Origin of the sequence: Xylophilus ampelinus (genome assembly GCF_003217575.1) — a bacterium.
Lineage (GTDB): Bacteria > Pseudomonadota > Gammaproteobacteria > Burkholderiales > Burkholderiaceae_C > Xylophilus > Xylophilus ampelinus.
In genome coordinates this window covers 25,791-48,273 of record NZ_QJTC01000025.1, presented here as the reverse complement: position 1 = coordinate 48,273, position 22,483 = coordinate 25,791, and the positions used below count along the sequence as shown (strand labels likewise).

General features: G+C 70.2%; 18 protein-coding genes. 3 read left to right on the top strand and 15 right to left on the bottom strand.

What is annotated here, in order from left to right; genetic code table 11:
* Positions 1 to 109: 109 nt before the first annotated feature.
* The 9 genes from DFQ15_RS14470 to DFQ15_RS14425 all read right to left on the bottom strand — a co-directional run bounded on the left by DFQ15_RS14470 (position 110) and on the right by DFQ15_RS14425 (position 7,680).
* On the bottom strand, positions 110 to 427 hold the full coding sequence (locus tag DFQ15_RS14470) for an I78 family peptidase inhibitor (RefSeq protein ID WP_110466668.1): 318 nt from the start codon (positions 425 to 427) through the stop codon (positions 110 to 112).
* Positions 428 to 488: 61 nt separating this feature from the next.
* Complete coding sequence (locus DFQ15_RS14465; protein WP_146228760.1) at positions 489 to 950, bottom strand: hypothetical protein; 462 nt, start codon at positions 948 to 950, stop codon at positions 489 to 491.
* Positions 951 to 1,263: 313 nt separating this feature from the next.
* Entirely contained in the window at positions 1,264 to 2,481 is a 1,218-nt protein-coding gene (locus DFQ15_RS14455; RefSeq protein WP_110466655.1) for a Yip1 family protein, read from the bottom strand.
* A gap of 178 nt (positions 2,482 to 2,659) precedes the next feature.
* Positions 2,660 to 3,445, bottom strand: a complete 786-nt coding sequence (locus DFQ15_RS14450; RefSeq protein ID WP_110466654.1) for a lysophospholipid acyltransferase family protein — start codon at positions 3,443 to 3,445, stop codon at positions 2,660 to 2,662.
* 140 nt (positions 3,446 to 3,585) lie between these two features.
* Positions 3,586 to 4,893 (bottom strand): dihydroorotase, encoded by a 1,308-nt coding sequence (locus tag DFQ15_RS14445; RefSeq protein WP_110466653.1) that lies wholly within the window; start codon positions 4,891 to 4,893, stop codon positions 3,586 to 3,588.
* A 132-nt stretch (positions 4,894 to 5,025) separates the two neighbouring features.
* On the bottom strand, positions 5,026 to 5,988 hold the full coding sequence (locus tag DFQ15_RS14440) for an aspartate carbamoyltransferase catalytic subunit (protein WP_110466652.1): 963 nt from the start codon (positions 5,986 to 5,988) through the stop codon (positions 5,026 to 5,028).
* A 1-nt stretch (position 5,989) separates the two neighbouring features.
* Positions 5,990 to 6,520, bottom strand: a complete 531-nt coding sequence (pyrR, locus tag DFQ15_RS14435) for a bifunctional pyr operon transcriptional regulator/uracil phosphoribosyltransferase PyrR (protein WP_110466651.1) — start codon at positions 6,518 to 6,520, stop codon at positions 5,990 to 5,992.
* Positions 6,517 to 6,939: a Holliday junction resolvase RuvX gene (ruvX, locus tag DFQ15_RS14430; protein ID WP_110466667.1), complete on the bottom strand. Its 423-nt coding sequence runs from the start codon at positions 6,937 to 6,939 to the stop codon at positions 6,517 to 6,519. Before ruvX ends, pyrR begins: the two co-directional genes overlap by 4 nt.
* A gap of 141 nt (positions 6,940 to 7,080) precedes the next feature.
* Positions 7,081 to 7,680, bottom strand: a complete 600-nt coding sequence (locus DFQ15_RS14425) for a YqgE/AlgH family protein (protein WP_110466650.1) — start codon at positions 7,678 to 7,680, stop codon at positions 7,081 to 7,083.
* Positions 7,681 to 7,866: 186 nt separating this feature from the next.
* Between DFQ15_RS14425 and DFQ15_RS14420 the strand changes: the two genes are divergently transcribed.
* On the top strand, positions 7,867 to 9,351 hold the full coding sequence (locus tag DFQ15_RS14420) for a cryptochrome/photolyase family protein (RefSeq protein WP_110466649.1): 1,485 nt from the start codon (positions 7,867 to 7,869) through the stop codon (positions 9,349 to 9,351).
* A 248-nt stretch (positions 9,352 to 9,599) separates the two neighbouring features.
* Here DFQ15_RS14420 and DFQ15_RS14415 read toward each other — a convergent pair whose 3' ends face one another.
* The 6 genes from DFQ15_RS14415 to DFQ15_RS14390 all read right to left on the bottom strand — a co-directional run bounded on the left by DFQ15_RS14415 (position 9,600) and on the right by DFQ15_RS14390 (position 20,002).
* On the bottom strand, positions 9,600 to 15,992 hold the full coding sequence (locus DFQ15_RS14415) for a hybrid sensor histidine kinase/response regulator (protein WP_110466648.1): 6,393 nt from the start codon (positions 15,990 to 15,992) through the stop codon (positions 9,600 to 9,602).
* Positions 15,993 to 16,035: 43 nt separating this feature from the next.
* The gene (locus DFQ15_RS14410) at positions 16,036 to 18,381 is read right to left on the bottom strand and encodes a methyl-accepting chemotaxis protein (protein WP_110466647.1); all 2,346 of its coding nucleotides are present in this window, start codon (positions 18,379 to 18,381) and stop codon (positions 16,036 to 16,038) included.
* 22 nt (positions 18,382 to 18,403) lie between these two features.
* Positions 18,404 to 18,988 carry a chemotaxis protein CheW gene (locus DFQ15_RS14405; protein WP_110466646.1) on the bottom strand — a complete coding sequence of 195 codons (585 nt, stop codon included), beginning with the start codon at positions 18,986 to 18,988 and terminating at the stop codon, positions 18,404 to 18,406.
* A 13-nt stretch (positions 18,989 to 19,001) separates the two neighbouring features.
* The gene (locus DFQ15_RS14400) at positions 19,002 to 19,367 is read right to left on the bottom strand and encodes a response regulator (protein WP_110466645.1); all 366 of its coding nucleotides are present in this window, start codon (positions 19,365 to 19,367) and stop codon (positions 19,002 to 19,004) included.
* A complete protein-coding gene (locus tag DFQ15_RS14395) occupies positions 19,368 to 19,766 on the bottom strand; it encodes a response regulator (RefSeq protein WP_110466644.1) in 399 nt (132 codons plus the stop codon). It lies immediately after the preceding gene.
* 62 nt (positions 19,767 to 19,828) lie between these two features.
* Positions 19,829 to 20,002, bottom strand: coding sequence for a rubredoxin (locus DFQ15_RS14390; protein WP_082447910.1), 174 nt, complete (start codon positions 20,000 to 20,002; stop codon positions 19,829 to 19,831).
* Positions 20,003 to 20,164: 162 nt separating this feature from the next.
* Here DFQ15_RS14390 and thiD point away from each other — a divergent pair, with 162 nt between their 5' ends.
* Both thiD and hemL read left to right on the top strand, forming a co-directional pair.
* Positions 20,165 to 21,115, top strand: coding sequence for a bifunctional hydroxymethylpyrimidine kinase/phosphomethylpyrimidine kinase (gene thiD / locus DFQ15_RS14385; RefSeq protein WP_110466643.1), 951 nt, complete (start codon positions 20,165 to 20,167; stop codon positions 21,113 to 21,115).
* 24 nt (positions 21,116 to 21,139) lie between these two features.
* Positions 21,140 to 22,438: a glutamate-1-semialdehyde 2,1-aminomutase gene (gene hemL, locus DFQ15_RS14380; RefSeq protein WP_110466642.1), complete on the top strand. Its 1,299-nt coding sequence runs from the start codon at positions 21,140 to 21,142 to the stop codon at positions 22,436 to 22,438.
* The last annotated feature ends 45 nt before the right edge of the window (positions 22,439 to 22,483 follow it).

Here is a 22,483-nt window from a genome sequence, read left to right as displayed (position 1 = left end):
GGTTTCAAGAGGAAGTGCGGATACTGTCGGGGCACCATATTCAACTCGCGGCGCATGCCTGCAGGCGCATGCATCCACTGCCGCAGCCCCTCTTTGCGGGCCGATCCGATCACCCGCAGCGGGCGCGGGTCACGACGCCTTGCGCATCGGCATCGAGCGTCAGGCGTGACGCGCTGAACTCCATCGTCACGACCTGCCCGGGCCGCAGTACCCGCACGACCGACGCGCCGGCACGGCCGCGCGCTTCTTCGCCCAAGCGCTGGTCCACCGTCTTGCCAACCGCGAATTGCGCATTGGTGGCATCGCAGATCGCACCGCTTGCCGGTACCGCATCCATCGACGGAGCCGGTGCCCTGGAGGGCAGCAGGGCGCATGCCTGCAGCGAAACGCCGGCCAGGGCGCAGAGGGCGAGAAGGGAACGTTTCATCGAATGCATCCGGTCCAACGAATGGGGGTGGTACCGCCACCCCGACGGTGGCGGCCGACCCTCATTGTGAACCGGTGTTGCGGCCCGAAGGCGGCGGCGGGCCCGGCGGGCCGGACGGGTTCGACAGCGAGCCGAGCGGCTCCCGCCGGGTCTGGTCGAGCATCAGCGCGCGCTGGCCGGCGCGCTCCGGTACGGCTTCACCGCGTTGTGCTGCGACGGCCTGCGCATCGCGCCGCGCACGCGGGCCGCTCAATGCGCCGGAGCCTTGCTCGCGGCCCTGGACGCCGGTGCCGGCGCCGCTGTTGACACCCGGGTTGACCGTGACCCCGGGCCCCACCCCACCCAGGCCCACCCCACCCGTGCCACCGTTGGCCGAGGCGCTGCTGCCGCCGGCGGATGCAGCCGCGGCCGCGCCAGGCGAGATCTGGGCGAAAGCGCCGGCCGACAGGAAGGCCACTGCCGTCAGTACGGTAGCGCGAAGAGAACGCGCGAAAGACGGGGATCGATGCTGGAAACGACGCATGGATGTCTCCTGGATACGGGGAAAGGCCGGTACGCGACAGCGATCCGCGCCCCGACCGAAGTCTGCCGCCACGGCGCCGCGGACCTGCATCACTTCGTCACAAGAGGCCGACGACGGTCGCGAGCTGCATCGGCTCGAAGCCGCTCATGGCGACCACGCCCGCCGGCGTGACGTCCAGCATGGCCACGAAACGGATGGCGGCCCTGCCCGGCATCGGCGTCGTCCAGCGGCTCCTTCCGTGGCGGGACCTCGGTCGGTCTTCCGACCGGGCCGCCGCGGGCCGAACCGCGGCGGCTTTTTCCGTGAACAAAACTCAGGGAAGCGTACGGCGCTGCAGCTTTTCGAGCGTGGCCAGGTCCAGCAGGCTGGAGGCTGCTTTCACTTCGTCGAGGTTCATCCGGGTGCCGGTGACCTCGACCACCACGCCGTTGCGCAGGGTGGTGGTGTACTGGGCCGAGCTGCCGTCCTTGCGGAAATTCTCGTGCAGGGTGCGGCCGTTCTCCTGCCAGGTGCGTTCGGACACGCTGCTGTTCTCGCGCTCGCCCTGCACCGCGGCGCCGGCGGACGCCATCAGCTTGCTCATCGCGCCCAGGTCGATCATCTCGATCCGCATCCGCTGCTCGCCGTTGGAGTAGTCCGCGCGGGCGTTGCTGTTGACCCGGCCGGTGACCTGGCCGCCGTGCATCTCGATGGCGGTGCGCTGGAAAGCGCCCAGCGTCTCCGGCAGGGCGGCCTTGAGGGCCGGCGCCGGCACCGCGCCGGTGTCCGGGTCGCCACCGGTGACCGGCGGCGTTCCCACCGTCGGCGCGCCGCCCTGCCCGGCCGCGGCGGCGCCCTGGCGGTCGCTGGCGGCCTCCATCCGCCGGGCCGCATCGGAGATCTTCTGCGACGCGGCCTCCAGACTGGCGGCGTCCAGCCGCACCTTGCCGCCGGGCGTCTGCACCGTGATGTCGGCGGCTTCCATGCCGTGGGCGGTCAGGCGGGTCATGGCGGCCGACAGAAGCAGGCCGACCACCGCACCCGCCAGCACCAGCACCGCGGCGTAGGGCACGGTCTTCTGCGGCGCGCTGCGCATCACCGACGGCAAACCGGCGAACACCACATAGGCGGCGTAGAGCACGGCCAGCAGCCACAGCATCGACAGCGCCGGCACCAGCAGGAACACGCCGCCCAGCAAGGCGGCGGCACTGCCGTACACCGCGAGCTTCAAAGCGCTCTCGCGGCTCGCCCGACCACCGAACGTGGGTGCCACCACGTGGGCCACCAGGGCCACCACCAGCACGCCCGCCACCAGCATGCAGTAAGTGGCGGCCGCGTGCACCAGTCCCCGCTGCCACGGCAGCCGGATGGTGACGCCGGCCGCCCGGGCGCCGACGACCGACAGGCCGACGAAGCCGCAGATCGCCGGCACCAGGGCCAGCAGCAGGAGATGGCGGAAGATGCGTGCGGAGCCGATGGGGGTGTCGTCGATGCGGTGCCAGGCGGTGCGGGGCTGCAGCAGCAGGTTCTGGATGCGGTGGATCAGGCTCATGGGGTAGGCAGAAAAGGCGCCGGCCGCGCGTCCGTGGCGGTCGGGGGCTGGATGATGCGCGAACCGGGCGGCAGCTCTGTGCCGCGCCGGCCGTTTTTTGTTTCAGGGCGTAGCCGCTCGGTGCGACATGACCGCCTTATTGTGCTCCGGAATAGCCGGCGGGCTTTCTGCACGCCGACTACCCGCTATGTTTTTGAGAGCAATCCGGCGACGCGAGGCCTCGGCGCAGATGGTCGACCTCGGCATGCAGTACCGCGGCCCAGGCCCGGCGGTCGCGGCCGGCCGCACGGCCCGGCACGCCGAAGTTCACGACGGCCACCAGCGGCGGGCCGGTCAGGGTACGCCAGAGCGAGGCGACCAGCGTGTCGTCGTCCACGTACGCCGCCAGGGCGGACGGCGCGCCGGTGGCGGCATCGAGGAAGCGGATGCCCACCGGCAGCGCGGGCACGTCGGTGGCGATCGCCGCCTGCAGCAGGTTGCCGTGGAACGGCAGCAGCACGCAGCCGTTGCCGGTGGTGCCTTCGGGAAACACCGTGACCACGTGGCCGGCCGCCAGGCTCTCGGCCGCGTGGTGCACCACCCGTACCGCGTCGCGGCGCGAGGCGCGTTCGATGAACAGCGTGCCGGCCGCGGCGGCCACCACGCCGATCAGGGGCCAGCGCCGCACCTCGGCCTTGGCGACGAAGCGGCAGCTGCGCGCGGCCTGCACCGCCAGGATGTCGAGCCACGAGGTGTGGTTGGCCACCAGCAGCAGCGGGCCGCCGTCGGGCCGCCGGCCTTCCACCCGCAGCGCGACGTTGAGGATGGTCAGCATCCCCCGCGCCCAGTCCTCGATGCAGGCTTCGCGCTCGTCCGGGGTGAAGCCGGGGAAGCGCCGGCGGATCAGCCACAGGCCACGCGTGCCGTGCGCCGCAGCGCGCAGGATGCGCCAGCCGGCCTGCAGATGGCGGAGCGGGGACGTCATCGCGCAGCGGGTCCGGCCCGGCCGGGCGCGCTCACCGGCGGCATGGGCGGATCGCCGAACCCGCCACCGGCACAGCCGGCGCACGGCGGAGGCCGGAAGTCGGGTGCCCCGCCGTCGCCCGGCCGCCCCGCAGCCCGGCGTCAGCCATGCCGCGCGTATGCGATCTGCCCGCCGACCAGCGTCCAGCGCACCTGCGCCGGCAGCTCGTAGCCGGAGAACGGGGTGTGCTTGCCCTGGCTGCGCAGCGTGTCGGCACCGACCGTCCAGCGCGCGACCGGGTCGAAGATGCAGATGTCGGCCACGCCGCCGGGCGCCAGCCGGCCCAGGCTGGCCTGTAGCGTGCCCAGCGATCCGCCCAGCACGGCGGCGGGCGCGTGGGTCAGCACCGACAGCGCCCGCAGCAGGCCGGCGCTGCCGCCGCCCGATTCGTCGGCCCACTTCACCGCCAGGCTCAGCAGCAGCTCCAGGCCGGTGGCGCCGGGCTCGGCCTCGGCGAAGGGCAGCGTCTTGGCATCCTCGTCGACCGGGGTGTGGTCGGAGACGAGCACGTCGATCGTGCCGTCGGCCAGGCCGGTGCGGATCGCGTCGCGGTCGCGCTGCTGGCGCAGCGGCGGAGCGAGCCGGGCGCGGCTGTCGAAGAAGCCGATGTCGGCGTCGGTCAGGTGCAGGGAGTTGATGCTGACGTCGGCCGTCACCCGCAGGCCCTCGGCCTTGGCGCGGCGCACCAGGTCGATGCCGGCGGCGCTGCTCAGGCGGCACAGGTGGACGCGGGCGCCGGTGGATTTCAGCAGCTCGAAGATCGTGTGCAGCGCGATCGTCTCGGCCGCCACCGGCACGCCCGACAGGCCCAGCCGCGTCGCCAGCGGGCCGCTGGCGGCCACGCCCTTGCCCAGGTACAACTCCTGCGGCCGCAGCCAGACGGTGTAGCCGAAGGTGGCGGCGTACTGCAGCGCGCGCTGCAGCACCTGGGTGCTTTGCAGCGGCACCTCGGCCTGGCCGAAGCCGACGCAGCCCGATTCGGTCAGTTCGGCCATCTCGGTCAGCACCTCGCCGGCCAAGCCGCGGGTGAGCGCGCCCAGCGGGAAGAGCCGCGCCCGGTGCAGCTTCTCGGCGCGGAACTTCAGCATCTCGACCAGGCCGGGCTCGTCGAGCACCGGGTCGGTGTCGGGCGGGCAGACCAGGCCGGTCACGCCGCCGGCCACCGCCGCGGCCATCTCGGAGTCGAGCATGCCCTCGTGCTCATGACCCGGCTCCCGCAGCCGTGCCGCCAGGTCGATCAGGCCCGGCACGACGATGCAGCCGGTGGCGTCGAGCGTGCGGTCGGGCACGAACTCGGCCGCTATGTTTTCGATAGCTAGAAGTCGGCCAGCGGCGACGGCCAGCGGCACTTTTTTATCGAAACCGGTGGCCGGGTCGATCACCCGGCCGTTCTGGATCAGGATGTTCATAAATTCAAGCCTGAAGGTTTGCCGCAGCGCAGACTTGTCGGTTCGGGAACACCGCGGATCCGGCTTTGCCGGGCCGCTGGTGTTGCCCCCTGGAAGGGGGTGGGCGAAGACGCGCAGCGCGGAGCCTGGGGGTCATGCTTCATTCCCCGCCACGATGGACATCACCGCCATGCGCACCGCGATGCCGAAGGTCACCTGCGGCAGGATCACGCTCTGCTGGCCGTCGACCACCGCCGAGTCGATCTCGACGCCGCGGTTGATCGGGCCCGGGTGCATCACGATCGCGTCGGGCTTGGCCAGGCGCAGCTTCTCGGGCGTCAGGCCGAAGCTGCGGAAGTACTCCTGGCTCGACGGCAGCAGCGCACCGCTCATCCGCTCGTTCTGCAGCCGCAGCATGATGACCACGTCGCAGCCCTGGATGCCCTCCTCCAGCGCGTGGAACACCTTCACCCCCATCTGCGCCATGTCGGCCGGCACGAGGGTGCGCGGGCCGACCACCCGCACTTCGGCGCAGCCGAGCGTGGTGAGGCCGTGGATATCGGAGCGGGCCACGCGGGAGTGCAGCACGTCGCCGACGATCGCGACGGTGAGGTTGCTGAAGTCCTTCTTGTAGTGGCGGATCGTGTACATGTCGAGCAGCCCCTGTGTGGGGTGCGCATGCCGTCCGTCGCCGGCGTTGATGACGTGCACATGCGGCGCCACGTGCTGGGCGATCAGGTAGGGCGCGCCCGATTCGCCGTGCCGCACCACGAAGATGTCGGCCGCCATCGCGCTCAGGTTGGCGACGGTGTCGAGCAGCGACTCGCCCTTGGTGGCCGAGCTGCGCGCGATGTCGAGGTTGATCACGTCGGCCGACAGCCGCTTGGCCGCGATCTCGAAGGTGGTGCGGGTGCGGGTGCTGTTCTCGAAGAACAGGTTGAACACGCTCTTGCCGCGCAGCAGCGGCACCTTCTTCACCTCGCGGTCGTTCACGCTCACGAAGTTGGCGGCGGTGTCGAGGATGTGTGTGACGATGCCCTTCGGCAGCCCTTCGATCGACAGCAGGTGGACCAGCTCGCCGTTCTTGTTGAGCTGGGGATTGCGTTTGTAGAGCATGTCAGACGCTCTCCACCTGGAAGCTGAGGCGGCCGTCCGCACCCCGCTCCAGCGCCAACTGCTGGCTGTCCGGCAGCGCGACGCGGGCGGCGGCGAAGTCGGCCTGCACCGGCAGCTCGCGGCCGCCGCGGTCGACCAGCACCGCCAGCTTCACGCCGGCCGGACGGCCGTAGTCGAACAACTCGTTCAACACCGCGCGGATCGTGCGGCCGGTGTAGAGCACGTCGTCGAGCAGGATCACGTCGGCGCCGTTCACGTCGAAGGGCAGCGTGGTCTGCGCGCTGGCGGCCAGGCCGCGCTGGGCGAAATCGTCGCGGTGCATCGCCGACGAGATGGTGCCGGCCGCGTCCGCCAGGCCCAGGTCCTGCTGCAGCCGGGCGGCCAGCCAGACGCCGCCCGAGGCGATGCCGACCAGGCGGGTGCGCGGCGTGACCATCCGGTGCAGGCCGCGCAGCAGTTCCTGGTAGAGCGCCTCGGCGTCGAGCACCAGGCGCTTGGCCGCGGCGGCGGCGGCGGAGTCGGGAATCGTCATGGAAGGCTCCTCAGGAACTGTTCGAGGATGATGCAGGCCGAGGCCGCGTCGGCATCGCGCGCGCCCTCGGACAGGGCTTCGGTGGTGCTGTAGCGCTCGTCCACCTCGTAGACCGGCAGGCCGAAGCGGCCGTGCAGCTGGCGGGCGAACTTGCGGGCGCGGCGGGTGTTCTCGTGCGCCGCGCCGTCGGGATGGAAGGGCACGCCCACCACCAGCGCGTCGGGCTGCCATTCGGCGATCCGCTTGCCGATGGGCACGAAGCGGGCGTCGCCCTCGGCGGCCACGGTAGGCTGGGGCGTGGCGGTCTTCAGCAGCCGGTTGCCCGAGGCGACGCCGGTGCGCTTCATGCCGAAGTCGAAGGCCAGGAAGCTCTGGAAATGGGACGGGACGTCGGACGCGGGGGACGGGGGCGGGCTCATCCGGCGCACCTCGCCCACGACGCCTGCGCCCGGGCTGCACCTTCAGCGGCCACCGCGGAACCGACTTGTCGGGCCGCCAGTGGCGCCCCCGGTAGGGGGTCGGCGGCTACACGCAGTGAGCAAGCCTGGGGGGGGAGCCATTCAAGCATGCCCCGCGTCGGGGGAGATCATCCAGGCTTCCAAACCCAACAGCTTCAGCGCCCGGTCGTAGCGCTCTTTCACCGGCACGTCGAAGATCACCGACAGGTCGGCGCCGACGGTGAGCCAGCTGTTCTCGGCCAACTCGCTCTCCAACTGGCCCTCGCCCCAGGACGAGTAGCCGAGCGTCACCAGCACCCGGCGCGGGCCGGCGCCGGTGGAGAGCGCTTCCAACACGTCCTTCGAGGTGGTCATCTCCAGGCCACCGGGAATGGTCATGGTGGAGGCGTAGACCGATTCGTCCGCGTCGGGCACGTTGGCCCGCATCGCCTCGTGCAGCACGAAGCCGCGCTCGGTCTGGACGGGGCCGCCGTTGAAGACGGGCGTGTCGGAGAGGTCTTCGCGCCGCAGCGAAAGATCGACCTTGTCGAACAGGCGGCGCAGGTTGATGTCGCTGGGCTTGTTGATCATCAGCCCCAGCGCGCCCTGTGGGCCGTGCTCGCAGAGGTAGATCACGCTGCGGGCGAAGGACTCGTCCTCCATCCCGGGCATGGCAATCAGAAAGTGATGCGTCAGGTTGATGGGATCGGAGTCGGCTGCCATGCGACGATTTTAAAGGCTCGACCGGGCGGCCCCGGCGCTTCCGGACACAGCGGGTAACCGGTCGCGCGCCGGAACCGGCGACAAACGCTGCACCGGCGCGCCCCGCACCACGCGGTGCGGGGCATTGCTGGTCCAATACGCGCCACGGCCGGACGCCAGCCCCTCTACCTATCCCGAGCCCTGCCCATGCAGCATTCCGATTCACCGAAGTTCGACTCCGGCCTGGTCTGGTTCCGGCGCGACCTGCGCACCGACGACAACGCGCCGCTCTACCATGCGCTGCGCAACTGTCGCAGGGTGTACTGCTGCTTCGTCTTCGACACCGACATCCTCTACCCGCTGCCGCGCGCCGACCGCCGGGTGGAGTTCATCCAGGCCTCGCTGGTGGAGCTGGATGCCGACCTCAAACGCCTGGCGGACGACCCGGCCGCCGGCCTGATCGTGCGGCATGCCAAGGCCGAGCACGATGTCGCGGTGCTGGCCAAGTCCCTCGGGGTGCAGGCGGTATTCGCCGGGCAGGACGACGAGCCGGGCGCGCTGGCGCGCGACGCGCAGGTGCTGGGTGCGCTGGCCAATGCCGGCATCGTGCTGCAGCTCCACAAGGACCATTCCATCTTCGCCCGCGACGAGGTGATGACCCAGGCCGGCACCGCCTTCGGCGTGTACACGCCCTACAAGAACGCCTGGCTCAAAAAGCTCGACGACTACCAGTTGAAGGCCTATCCGGTGGCCAAGTACCGGCACGCGCTGGCCCCGCGGCCCGAGGCGCACCGGCATGCGGTGCCCACCCTGACCGCCCTGGGCTTCGAGGCCACCAACCTGTCGGAACTGCAGATCCCCACCGGTGCCAGCGGCGCGCACAGCCTGTTCGAGGACTTCTTCGACCGCATCGACGACTACGGCCGCACCCGCGATTTCCCGGGCGCCAAAGGGCCGAGCTACCTGGGAGTGCACCTGCGCTTCGGCACCGTGTCGATCCGCCGGCTGGCCGCCACCGCGCACCAGTTGAGCCTGCACGGCAGCCGGGGCGCGGCGGTCTGGCTCGGCGAGCTGATCTGGCGCGACTTCTTCTTCCAGGTGATGTACCACGCGCCGCATGTCATCGGCCACGCCTACCGACCGGAGTACGACGCGATCAAGTGGGAGCACGGCAAGCAGGCCGATGCCGCCTTCGCCGCTTGGTGCGAGGGCCGCACCGGCTATCCGCTGGTCGATGCGGCGATGCTGCAGATCAACCGCACCGGCTACATGCACAACCGGCTGCGGATGGTGACGGCCGCCTTCCTGGTCAAGGATCTGGGAATCGACTGGCGCCGGGGCGAGGCCTACTTCGCGTTGCACCTGAACGACTTCGAACTCTCCAGCAACAACGGCAACTGGCAGTGGGCGGCTTCCACCGGCTGCGACGCGCAGCCGTGGTTCCGCATCTTCAACCCGGTCACGCAGAGCCAGAAGTTCGACGCCGAGGGCCGGTTCATCCGCCGCTACCTGCCGCGGCTGGCGCGCCTGCCCGACGACCTGATCCACATGCCCTGGCAGGCCAAGCCGGTCGATCTGGAAGCCGCGGGCCTCGCGCTCGGCAAGGACTACCCCAAGCCGATCGTAGAGCACGCCCTGGCCCGCGAGAAGACGCTGGAGCGCTACGGCGCGGTGAAGAGGGCACGGGCCTGAGGCCGGCGCGCACCTCGCCGCCGGACCGCTGCCGCGGCGAAATCGTCGATCTCCGCCACCCCACCAAAGCCGGCCGGCATGGTGCCGCACCGTGCAACGCGTGGGGCGGTGGGGCGTGCCGACACGGCAATGCTATAGAATTGATAGCTGGAGGTCCGTGTCCGGCGCCGGCTGCAGGCCATTTTCGCTCGAAATCCAAAAGAACACTGGAGGCTGGCCTTTCGGCGCGCCCCCGCCGCTCGAACCCGCTACGCCGGCATCGCCATCAGGCAGTAGCGCCGCACCAGTCCCAGCAGTTCCTCCTCGGGATACGGCTTGCCGAGATAGTGGTTCACGCCCAGCGCCATCGCATGCTCGCGGTGCTTGGCGGCTATGCGGGAAGTGATCATCACGATCGGCAGGTCGCGCAGCTGGTCGTCGGCGCGGATGTTGCGCGCCAAGTCGAAGCCGTCCATGCGGGGCATTTCGATGTCGGACAGCACCAGCGACGGGCGCTCCTCCTGCAGCCGCTCCAGCGCCTGCAGCCCGTCGGCGGCCAATGCCACCCGGTAACCTTCGCGGCGCAACAGGCGCTGCGTCACGCGGCGCACGGTGATCGAGTCGTCCACCACCAGCACCAGCGGCACCTCCCGGTTGGCCTCGTGCATCAGGCCCGGCGCCGCCGGCGTCTGATCCTCGGCCTGCTGCGCCGCCGTGGCTTCGCGCCGCACCGCCAGCTGCGCCCGGACGCGCTCGCCGTGGACGCTGGCCAACGCCACCGGGTTGTAGATCAGCACCACCGCGCCGGAGGGCAGCACCGACATGCCCGACATGCCCGGCAGACGCACCAGTTGCGGCCCCAGGTTCTTCACCACCACTTCCTGGTGACCCAGCACTTCGTCGACGTGCAGCGCAAGGCGCTGCTGTGCGCTGCGGAACACGACCACCGGGCGGGTGCGGGCGGGCGGCTCGTGGCTGGCGTCGGAAGAGCCGAGCAGCGCGCCGGTCCAGAAGAAGGGCACCGCCTCGCCGTCGTGCGTGAAGGTGTCGGACGCGTAGGCGCCATCGAGTTCGACCGGCGTAGCGCGCCGCACCACTTCGACCACGGTGGCCGGCACCGCGAACACGACGTTGCCGGCGCGCACCATCACAACCTGCGTCACCGCGGTGGTCAGCGGCAGGATCAAGCGGAACCGGGTGCCTTCGCCCTTCTGCGAGCGGATCTCGATGCGACCGCCCGAGGCCTGCACCTCGGTGCGCACCACGTCCATGCCGATGCCCCGGCCGGCCAGCTCGGTGACCTGCGTCGCCGTGCTGAAGCCGGGCTGAAAGATCAACTGCGCGGCCTGCGCGTCATCGGGTTCGGGTAGCCCGTCGAGCAACCCCAGCGAGCGCGCCTTGGCGCGGATGCGGTCGTGGTCCAGGCCGGCGCCGTCGTCCCGGAACTCCACTGCGACGTCGTTGCCTTCCTGGTGCAGGCCGATGGTGATCGTGCCGGTGGCCGGCTTGCCGGCGGCGGCGCGGGTGGCCGCGTCCTCGATGCCGTGCACCACCGCGTTGCGCAGCAGGTGCTCGAATGCCGGCGCAAGGCGCTCCAGCACGCCGCGGTCCATCTCGACCGCACCACCGGTGATGTCGAGGGTGATCGGCTTGCCAGTCTCCTTGGCGGCCTGGCGTGCCACCGCGTAGAGCCGGTCGGCGATGCCTTCGAACTCCACCATCCGCGTCCGCAGCAGGTCGCGCTGCAGCTCGCGCGCTTGACGGCCCTGGGCCACCAGCTCGTCTTCGGTGCCTTGCATGGTGCGCTGCAGGTTGCGCTGCACCGTGGCCACGTCGTCGACCGACTCGGCCATCATCCGGGTCAGTTCCTGCACCCGGGTGAAGCGGTCGAACTCGAGCGGGTCGAAGCCCGCCGCCGTGTCCTTGGCCAGCGCCAGGCGCGACTGCATTTGCGATTCGGCCTGCACCTCGATGTCGCGCAGCTCGCGGCGCAGGCGCTCCAGGTTGCCGGTCAGATCGCCGAGCGAGCCGCGCATCTGGCCCAGGCGCGATTCGAGGCGCGAGCGGCTGATCATCACCTCGCCCGCCTGGTTCACCAGGCGGTCGAGCAGCGCCGAGCGGACCCGGACCGACGGCCCGGCAACGCTGCGGGCGGCCGCCGCGATCGGCTGGCGCACCGGCACAGTCACGCCGAGGCCCGGCACAGCCACCGGTGCGGCCGAAGCCACGCCCGATGCTTCGACAAGCTCGCCGACGGACGCGGCATGGGCCGGCGCGGGACGGACCGGCGTGTCGGCATCCACCTCGGTACCGGCACGGAGCTTCTCGAAATTGCTGCGCAGCGCGTCGGCGTGCGCGAAGAGCGGCTCGATCGCGGAAGCGTCGCCCACCTCGGGGCCGAGTTCGTCGATCTCGGTCTCGAAGCGGTGGGCCAATTCGCCCAGCTGCATCGCACCGGCCAGACGTGCACTGCCCTTTAAGGTGTGCAGGGCGCGCAGCACTTCGGCACGGGCCCGGTCGTTCTCCGGGCGGGCACCCCACTGGCGCAGGGCGTTGCCGAGTTGCGGCAGCAGTTCCAGCGCCTCTTCCTCGAAGAACGGGAACAGCTCGGTATCGATCACGTCGACCACGTCGATGTCGTCGCCGAGCGAGGCGCCGGCACCGACCGCGCGGGCGATGGTGTCGTCGATGCGGCGCTGGGCGGCCTCTTCGGACTCGCCGGACACGTCCGCGACGGCTCGCAGGCGCGGTTCCGCAGCTTCGTCCGGTGTCGTAGCGGCAGGCTCGGCCGGCGGTTCGACCGGCTCGGGCCCGGCATGCGATCCGGCGTCGGTGTCGGTATCGGTGGCGGCGTACGCATCCGCATCCGCATCCGCATCCGCATCCGCAGCGAGCATGCGGTGGTCGTCGTTGTCCTCGACCCGCAGGAAGCTGGCGGCCGACGGCACTTCGTCGGATGCGGAGTTGTCGCTGTCGAGGATCGCCTGCAGAGCGCGCATCAGGCGCGGGCGCGGCTCCTTCAGGAAACCGGCGGCGAACTGGTGCAGCAGATGGCGGATGTCTTCGGCGGCATCGACGAAGACGCCGGCCTGGTGGGCCGTGCCCTGGTCGTTGCGCACATGCTGCAGGGCATGCTCGAGCAGCCGCGACACCTTCGAGAGGGCTTCGAACCCGACGGTGGCAGAGCTTCCGGCCAGCGAATGGGCCAGCTGTTCGGCGCTCTCCGGCAGTCGGCGGTGCAACTCCAGCGACCACTCGCCCAGCGTCGTGAGCACGCGGCGCGACCATTCGTCGGCCTCGTTGAGGTAGACGTTGTAGAGCGGTATCGGGATGCGCAGCGATTCGATGACCTTGACGTCGTCGTCCGCGTCCAGACCCATGACGACGTCGTCGAGAACCGGTAGCGCGGCGGCGAGCGTGTCGAACGGGGTCGACGCCCCGGACGGCTCGTCCGCATCCGCAGGCGGCGCGTCGGCCCGACCAGTCACGGCGCCCTCGACCGACTGGATGGATTCGGCCGGCTCCGGCGACGCGGCTTGCGGCGCGGTATTGCCGGCTCCGGCGGGAATCGCGTCGGCACCGTCTGTCGCGTCGGCCGCTTCGGGCACGGCCTCCGGCCGCCCGGACGCGGCTGCCGGTGCGGCGTCGGCAGCGGCGGCCGGTTCCGGCTCCGCGAGGAGGAGGAATTCGTCCGACAGCGTCGGCAGGTCGCCTTCGAACGCCGGTTGCGGCGATTCGGCGGACGCGACCGTCGGCAGATCGTCGATCGGTGCGGGGGACATGCGCACAGCGAGCTTTGGCTCTGCCGCGCCGCTGCGACCGTCCGCGTCGGGCGCCTTGCGGTCCGATTCGGTCAGGGCGGCGGTGAACTCCGCGAAGTCGACTTCGTCGATCTGCAGGTTACGCGCGTCGGGCGGAGTCTTGGGCACCGCAGCGGCGGCATCGAACGGCTCTCCGAGCAGGGAGGATGCAGGGGCGGCCGGATCGGCGGCATCGGGTGCGCGGTAGTCGTCGGGAACGAAGAGCCCGGCGGCGGCCCGCGCCTCGGCCGGCGGGGCGTCGAAACTCAGGGTGTCCGCGTCGATCAGGGGCTGGGGCGCGGCGGTTTCGGACTCGCGGGTGGCTTGGTCAGGCGGCTCGTCCGAGGAGTCTTCTTCCTCCGACATCACGGTGTCGGCCCACTCCTCTTCGGAAGCGTCGCTGACCTCGTAGCCCTGCGGATCGACAGGCTGGTACGGCACGCCCGGCGCCGCCGGCACGTCGCCGCCGGGCACCAGCAACGGCACGCTCGCACCCCCCAGCCGCAGCGCATCGGCGGCGGCCACGAAGGGCTCGGGCGACCATTCGCCGTCCTGGCCGTTCTCGATGTCCCGGGCCCAGCGGCCGAAGGCTTCGAGCGCGCGGCGGGCCAGCACGCGGTGGTTCTCCGGTATCGGCAATTGCTCGGCCAACCAGGCGTTGAACACCTGCTCCATCGCCCACGCGGCTTCGCCGAAACGGTCGAGCTGGACCATGCGGGAGCTTCCCTTGAGCGTGTGGAACGCGCGGCGCAGCGTGGTCTGCTCGCTCAGGTCGCCGGGATGGCTCTCGAGGCTGGTGACCGAGGCGAGTCCGTTCTCGATCACCTCGCGCGCTTCCTCCAGGAAGATCTCGCGCAGCTCGGCGTCGTCGTCCTCGGGCGCCGGTGCGGGCGACGCGGCCGGAACCACGGGGGCGGAGACCGGGACCGGGACCGGCGCGGCGGCGGCCTCGGGCACCGGGGCCGCCGCGGTCGGGGATGCGGCCGCGGCGGACTGCACCGGCTCGTGCAGCGCGGGCTCGTTCTCCGCCGGCACCACGGCCGGCAGCGGAACCGGATGGCGGTTGTCGGCCGCGGGTGTGGGCGCGTCGTCGCTCGCGCGCACCCGACTGCGGCCCATGACGATGCGCAGCTCGCCGCGCTGTTCGTCGTAGACGAAGAGGCGCCGCGCCAGCGTCGGCTGGTAACCCAGCATGTCGATCAGGAAACTCAACGCGCCGAGGCTGTTGCCCAGCCGGTCGAACACCGCCGTGCGGGCGATCGGCTCGGCCGGATCGCCCATCAGCAGGCGCTCGACGCATTCGCGCATGCGGACCACCGCCTGGGATGCCTGGTCGAGGCCCAGCACCGACAGCACGCCGCGCATCTGCGCCAGGTGGCCGGGCACTGCGGTGAGCGGACCGACGTCGTTCGGCGCGCGGAAGAACTGGTCGAGCGACTGCTCCGCCTCGCGCAGGGTGACGCGCAGCTCTTCCACCACGCTGCCCATGGTCTGGCGGTCGCTGACACGGCGGTACAGCGCCTCCATCCAGCCTTCGAGCGGTTCGGGCGATGCGGCACCGCGGGCTCGGTCCAAGCGGCCGGCCAGGAGGCCTGCACGCTCGGCCATCACGTCGTCGGGCGTGTCCAGCTCTTCGTAGCCGGCCTGCAGGTAGAGGATCGAGGTGGCGACTTCCATCGCCAGCGCGGTGGCCGGCGGCTCGCCGCTGCGGGCGGTGGATTCGAGTGCCTGGGTCAGCGCATGGGCCAGCGGCGCGCTCTGCGGATGCAGGCGGCGCAGCGAGTCGGCCACCAGATTGAACTGGTCGGCCGCCGCCTTGAGCTTCTGGCGGTCGCCGCCAGCCAGCGCCGACCAGGTTTCCGCGGCGGCGGCGATGCGCTTGCGTGCCTGTCCGAGCAGCACCGGGTCGAACCGGCCGAAGCGGCGTACGTCGTAGTTGACCGGCTCGGCCTTCTGCATCCGGAACGCCTCGCGCACCGCCGCCAGCGCCGGCGCATCGGCGGATTCGGCTCCCTGCGCCTGGGCGCAGAAGAACAGCATGTCCTGCAGCAGCCGGTCGTTGACCGTCTGGTCGCCTTTGGCGAAGGCGGCGTACTGCATCAGCACCCGGGACGCCACCCGCTTGGAATGCGCGTCGCGCGGCAGCAGATCGAGGCCCAGCGCTTCGAAGAAGCCGGCCGAGACGCGCCAGAAAATCTGGGCCTGCCCCGGCCCATGGGCCACGCCGAAACGCTGCGAGAGTTCGGACAGGCGGCGCGCCGCCGCGGCGTCGCCGCTCTTCACGACGCTCAGCACCGCCTGGTCGAGCTGGGCGCGTGCCGCGGCACCGTAGGCCAGGGGCTCCGGCGCGCCGACCACGGACGGCTCGGCGGAACGGCGCTCGGCCGGCCACAGGTCGGCCGGGTGGGCGCGGTCGGCACCGGCCAGGGCCTGCACCTCGCGGTACTGGGGAAACAGGCCCACGGCCGGGTAATGCTTGCCGGCGAGCACCGTGTCGAGGAATTCGCCCACCGCGAAGCCGGCGCGCTCGATCGTCGCCACGGCCGGCTCGTCGCAGGCGGCCGGGTTCTGCAGGAACTTGTTGATGGTCGCTTCCATCGACCGGACGACCACCGCCGTGGGCTCCATGCCTACCATTTCGAGGGCACCGGACACCTGGTGCAGCTGCTGCCGCGCCACGCGTAGCGCGCCGGTGTCGAGCAGGTCCGGGTCCGAATGGCCGGCGGCTTCCGCTTCGCGGATGAACCGGCGCAGCGACTTGACGGCGCCTTCCAGCCCGCGCCGCAGTTCTGCGGCGACCCAGGCCAGCGGCCCCAGGTCGCGTTCGTGGAGGCCTGTATCGGCGGCGTCGGGAAATTGCATGGGCGGCGGTGGCAGGTTGCGGCGGTGAAGAGAGGGAGAAAACTCAGGCGATCTTGAATCGCGCCACGGACTCGCGCAGGTCTTCCGCCATGCGAGACAGTTCGCGCACCTGCTGGGCGGTGGTACGGGTACCTTCGCCTGTCTGTTCGGTCACCGCGAAGATGTGCTGGATATTGTCGGCCACCACGTTGGCCAGTTCGGCCTCGCGGGAAGTGGAGGACGAGATGTGCTCGATCAGGTCTGCCAGTCGACGCGACACACGGTCGATCTCGGTCAGCGCGGTACCGGCGCTGTCGGACAGTCGGGCACCGTCGACCACGCCCTGGGTGGAACGCTCCATGGCGGCCACCGCGTCCTGGGTGTCGGTCTGGATCGCACGCACCAGGGCCGATATCTGCCGCGTGGCGTCGCCGGAGCGCTCGGCCAGCCGCTGCACTTCTTCGGCCACGACCGAGAAGCCGCGACCGGCTTCACCGGCCGATGCGGCCTGGATGGCGGCGTTCAGGGCCAGCACGTTGGTCTGCTCGGTAATGTCGGAAATCAGCTCGGTGATTTCGCCGATCTCCTGCGAGGATTCGCCGAGGCGCTTGATCCGCTTGGAGGTGTCCTGGATCTGGTCGCGGATCGCGTTCATGCCGCCGATCGCGTTCTGCACCGCCTGCAGGCCCGAGTCGGCGGCTTCCAGCGACTGGCGGGCCACCGCGGCGGACTCCTGCGCCTGAGAAGACACGCCGTTGATGCGCGACGCCATATCGAGCACCGAGCGGCCGGTTTCGCGGATCTCGCGCAGCTGTTCGGTGGAGGCGGCGAGCAGTTCGGTCGAGGTGCTGTCCACCTGGGCCGTCGTCTGGGCCACGCGGGTGACGGTGTTCTGAACGTTGCCTACCAGCAGCCGGAGTTCTTCGACCGTGTAGTTCACCGAGTCGGCGATGGCGCCGGTAATGTCCTCGGTCACCGTGGCTTCCTGGGTCAGGTCGCCTTCGGCCACCGTCTGCAGTTCGTTCATCAACCGAAGAATGGCGGCCTGGTTGGCGTCGTTGACGCGCTTGGCTTCGAGCTGGGCGCGCTCGGCTTCGTATTGCTGCTGCTCGGCTTCCTGTCGCTGCGACTCGGCAGCGCTCTGGCGGCTGCGGCTGTCGAGCAGCAGCACCCGGGCCAGTCCGAAGGCGGCCGCCAGCACGACCAGGGCGATGACGGCCATGGCCAGCACGGTGATCAGGCTCAAGCGTGCATCCTGCGACAGGCGTTGCTGCAGCACTTCCAGGCCCCGGCGCATCGGCTCGCTGTCGGCGATGATGGCGGTCTGCGCTTCGCGCGCCGAGACCAGTCCCTGCAGATTGCCCAGGATGGCGCCGGCTTCGAAACGCGTCTTCTCGTACAGGGTCAACAGCGCCTGGAGCTGTTCGCGTACCTGCGAGTCACGGGCGGCGGTCAGGCGCAGCTCGGAGCTTCCGTCTAGCAGGCCCTGCGTGATCTCGCGGAACGAGTTCAGGTCCTTGCCGAGCAGGAACACCGCCTCGGGACTCACGCCTTCGGAGGTCTGAAACTCGTTGGCCGATTTGCCGACCCGCTGGGTCAGCATGGCCAGCTGGCCGGCGGCCGACACCTCGCCGGGCGAGGCGTTCTGCTGCAGCTTGAGCGCCGACACGGTCTCGGCGATCTCGAGCAGGTCGGACGACTGGCGGTTGATGGTGCGCAGCGCAGCGCCCACCTGGGTCAGTATCTTTTCCTGGCTCAGCACGACCTTGGCGTTACGGTCGGTGCGCTCGATCAGCGGCGCGACTTCGCCGAATTCGGCACGGTAGGCCGAGGACAGTTCGGCGATGCGCATGCCGTCGTCGCCCACGTCGAGCGCCCTGGCGGTGCGGCTCAGCACATCGAAGCTTTCCGCCACGTCGGGGAAGGCTTGCGGGATGCCGATGATGGCCTGGGTGACCGACTTGGCGAGCCGCTGCGACTGCATCAGTGCCTGGCCGGTAGCGGCGAGCTGCTGTGCGCTGCGGTTGGCCTGGGTAAGCGAGGTGGCCGCCAGGCCGGCGAGCGCCAGCAGGCCGACGCCCAGGATCGTGTAGAGCACCCGCTGGTGGCGGTCGATGGTGGCACGGCCGAGCACCGGCAGCGCGACCAGTTTGGAATCCTCGAAGACCGCCTTGCCGCCGTCGCCGCTCTTGGCCGCGTCGAGCGGCGTGGGCACGTCGAGCGGTGTGGCCGCGGGCGCCGCGCCGTCGGACGGCGCCGAGGGACTCACGTAGTGAGTGGAGATGGCCACGGTGGCGGGCTCCGGCGCCCGCGCGGGCAGGCCGTGCGCCGCAGCGTCTGAGCCGGGGGCACCGTCCGGCGTGGCCGGGTTGCGGGAGAAAATTTTTCCGAGTTGGTCGGCGACGGACATGGTGAGACCCTGAAAAGAACAATCAACTGCTGATGCTGAGGAAGAACGGATGCTGTGCCAGCACCTGCAGGTCGACCTCCTGCCAGGCGCCACCCTGCGAATCGACATACACGTGGCCGAGCCATGCCGGGCCACCTTCTGCGGGCGGGCGGACCGAGACGAAAGCCTCGCCGCCGCGCAAGCCGGCTAGCTTGTCGACCACCAGCGCACACTGCACGTCGAGCCCGGCGTTGAAGGACAGCAGGCTGGCCTCGCCGGTGAGGGCATCGGCGCGCTGCCCGGAGGCAGAGAGCGTTCCCGCATCGGCCTCCGGGCCGTCCGGCGGGGTACCGGCTCCGCCCTGCCCGGCGTCGAACCGGATGAAATCGACCACGCCGCACAGGCCGCCGCGCAGGTTGGCGACGCCCAGGAACCAGGGCTGCGTGTAGGGCACCGGCTGCACCGGCGTCCAGGGAAAGATCTCGCCGGCCTGGCTCAGCGGAAAGAGGTAGCTTCGTCCGCCGGCCTCGGCGGCCAGCCAGGATACGGACGCACCTTCGGTGCGAGCCGCCTGGAGCCGGGCGGCCAGCCGGGTCTGCAGATCGCGCAGCGTCTGACGATTGGACATGGCGGCAGCGCGTTCAGCCCAGGGCTGCGATCGTGGCCTGCAGTTCGGCCGGGTCCACGGGCTTGGTCAGGTAGCCCCGTGCACCTTGGCGCATGCCCCAGACCTTGTCGGTATCCTGCGTCTTGCTGGTGCACATGACGATCGGCACGTCGGCGTAGAGCGGGTCGCGGCTGATCGCGCGGGTGAGCTGGAAACCGTTCTGGCCGGGCATCACGACGTCCATCAGGATCAGGTCGGGCTTTTCCGCGGCGAGGCTGCGGAAAGCTTCTTCCGCGTTCTCGGCGGTGCGCACCTGCAGGCCGCTCTTCTGCAAAAGGGTGGAGAGAAACAGGAGTTCGGTCTTGGAGTCGTCCACGACCAGAACCTTATGGATAGGCATTTAGATCGCCCCTTCGAAAGTGTGGCCGAACTGCTGCACCGCGATGAGCAGTTGGTCCTTGGTGAATGGCTTGGTGAGGTAGTCCTGGCAGCCGACCATGCGGCCGCGCGCCTTGTCGAAAACGCCGTCCTTGGAGGACAGCATCACGACCGGCGTGCGGGCGAACCGCGCGTTGCGCTTGATGATCGCGCAGGTCTGGTAGCCGTCGAGCTTCGGCATCAGGATGTCGCAGAAGATCAGCTGGGGCTGGTAGTCGTTGACCTTGGCGAGCGCGTCGAAGCCGTCGTCCGCCAACAGAACCTCATGGCCGCCCTGCTTGAGAAAGATTTCCGCGCTGCGGCGGATGGTGTTGCTGTCGTCCACCACCAACACCTTGCAGCTTTTGGGGCTGTTGCTCACGAGGCCTCTCCCTGGTTTGTTATTCAGGTCGGACGGCCCACGGGGTGCGGGCTGTCCGGCAGTCAGATCTGGACCATTTCGAAGTCTTCCTTGCGCGCACCGCATTCCGGACATGTCCAGTTCATCGGTACTTGGTCCCAGGGGGTGCCGGCAGCAATGCCGTCTTCCGGAACGCCGGCGGATTCGTCATAAATCCACCCGCAAATCAGACACATCCAAGTTTTAGGGTCAGTCATCAGCTTAAGGGGCCTTCTAATAATATGTCAACGATTGTATCGAGTCGGTCCCCGTCACTGTAGCTGTTGTAAGACGGATACCCGGCAAAGAGGGCGTTGCACAATGGGCACTCGCATCTCCGGCGGCAGCGCCGGGGCCTCTTCTGCATTCGATCGCCGACCATGACCCAGCCAACATCCGACGCACCCGACGACGCAGAACTGGCGCAAGACGAAGTGCCCGCCTGCGTGATGGTGTTCAACGCCAGCGACCCGAGCGGCGCCGGCGGGCTGGCGGCGGACGCGGTCACGGTGGCCTCGGTCGGCGGCCATGCGCTGACCGTCGCCACCGGGGCCTACGCGCGCGACAGCGCCCGCATCTTCGATCACTTCCCGTTCGACGAAGAGGCCGTGGCCGAGCAGGCGCGGGCTGTGCTGGAGGACATCGAGGTCGACGTGATCAAGGTCGGCTTCGTCGGCACGCCCGAGAACGTCAGCACCATCGCCGAGATCGCCGCCGACTACGAGGACGTTCCGCTGGTCGCCTACATGCCCGACCTCTCCTGGTGGGCCGAGGACGACATCGAGGCCTACCTCGACGCGTTCCGCGAACTGCTGCTGCCCCAGACCACGCTGCTGGTGGGCAACCACAGCACGCTCTGTCGCTGGCTGTTGCCCGACTGGTCGCACCAGCGCAGCCCCACGCCCCGCGACATCGCCAAGGCCGCCTCCGAGACCGGCGTGCCCTACACCCTGGTCACCGGCGTGCCGCTGCCCGAGCAGTTCGTCGAGAACGTCCTGGTCTCGCCGCAGGCGGTGCTCGGCAGCGGCAAGTTCGAACTGTTCGACGCGGTGTTTTCCGGCGCGGGCGACACCCTCTCGGCCGCGCTGGCCGCGCTGCTGGCCAACGGGAAGGACCTGGGCGAATCGACCAGCGAGGCGCTGCACTACCTCGACCGCTGCCTGGACGCGGGTTTTCGCCCCGGCATGGGCAACGTGCTGCCCGACCGCATGTTCTGGGCTCAGGGCGATCCCGACGACGACGAGGACGACGAGGTCGATCCCGTCGCCACCGACCCCGAACGCCAGGCCCTCGAAGGCTTCGTGATGCCGCCGCGCGACACCCAACACTAGACCACCCGACCGGTAGACCACCCCGTGAACGCTTCCGCACCCTCCCCCGACCGCAACGCCCCCCTTTTCGAGCGCGCCCGCGCGGTGATCCCCGGCGGCGTCAATTCGCCGGTGCGCGCTTTCCGCGCCGTCGGCGGCACGCCGCGCTTCGTCGAGCGGGCCCACGGCGCCTATTTCTGGGATGCCAACGGCCAGCGCTTCATCGACTACATCGGCTCCTGGGGGCCGATGATCCTGGGCCACGGCCATCCGGCGGTGCTGGAGGCGGTGCAGAAGGCGGCGGTCGACGGCTTCTCCTTCGGCGCGCCGACCGAGCGCGAGATCGAGCTGGCCGAGGAGATTATCCGCCTGGTACCCTCGATCGAGATGGTGCGCCTGGTGAGTTCGGGCACCGAGGCCGGCATGAGCGCGATCCGCCTGGCCCGCGGCGTGACCGGCCGCAAGACGATCGTCAAGTTCGAGGGCTGCTACCACGGCCATGCAGACGCGCTGCTGGTCAAGGCCGGCTCGGGACTGGCGACCTTCGGCCACCCGACCTCGGCCGGCGTGCCGCCCGAGGTGGTGCGGCACACGCTGGTGCTGGAATACAACAACGTCGCCGACCTGGAAGCCGCCTTCGTCGAGCACGGCGCCGAGATCGCCTGCGTGATGGTCGAGCCGATCGCCGGCAACATGAATTTCGTCCGGGCGTCGCAGCCGTTCGCGCAGGCGATGCGCGATCTCTGCACCCGCCACGGCGCGCTGCTGGTGTTCGACGAGGTGATGAGCGGCCTGCGCGTGGGCCTGGGCAGCGCGCAGCAGGTGCTGGGCATCCGGCCCGACATCACGGTGCTGGGCAAGGTGATCGGTGGCGGCATGCCGCTGGCGGCCTTCGGCGCGTCGCGGGCGATCATGGAGCACTTGGCGCCGCTCGGCCCGGTCTACCAGGCGGGCACGCTGTCGGGCAACCCGGTGGCGACCGCCTGCGGCCTGGCGACCTTGAAGGAGATCGGCTCGCCCGGCTTCTTCGAGGCGCTCTCGGCCCGCACCCGGTCGCTGGTCGACGGGCTGGGCGCCGCCGCGGCCGACGCCGGCGTGCCGTTTTCGGGCGAATGCGAAGGCGGCATGTTCGGCTTCTTCCTGCTCGATGCACTGCCGCAGAACTACGGCCAGGTGATGAAGACCGACGGCGACCGCTTCAACCGGCTGTTCCACGGCCTGCTCGACCGCGGCGTCTATATCGCGCCGGCGCTGTACGAGGCGGGCTTCGTCAGCGCGGCCCATACCGAGGCCGACATCGGCGAGACGGTGGCGGCGGCACGCGAGGTTTTCGCGACGCTATAGTTTCGATAGCTAGAGGTCGGCTTCGGACGCCGGCTGCCGGCCTTC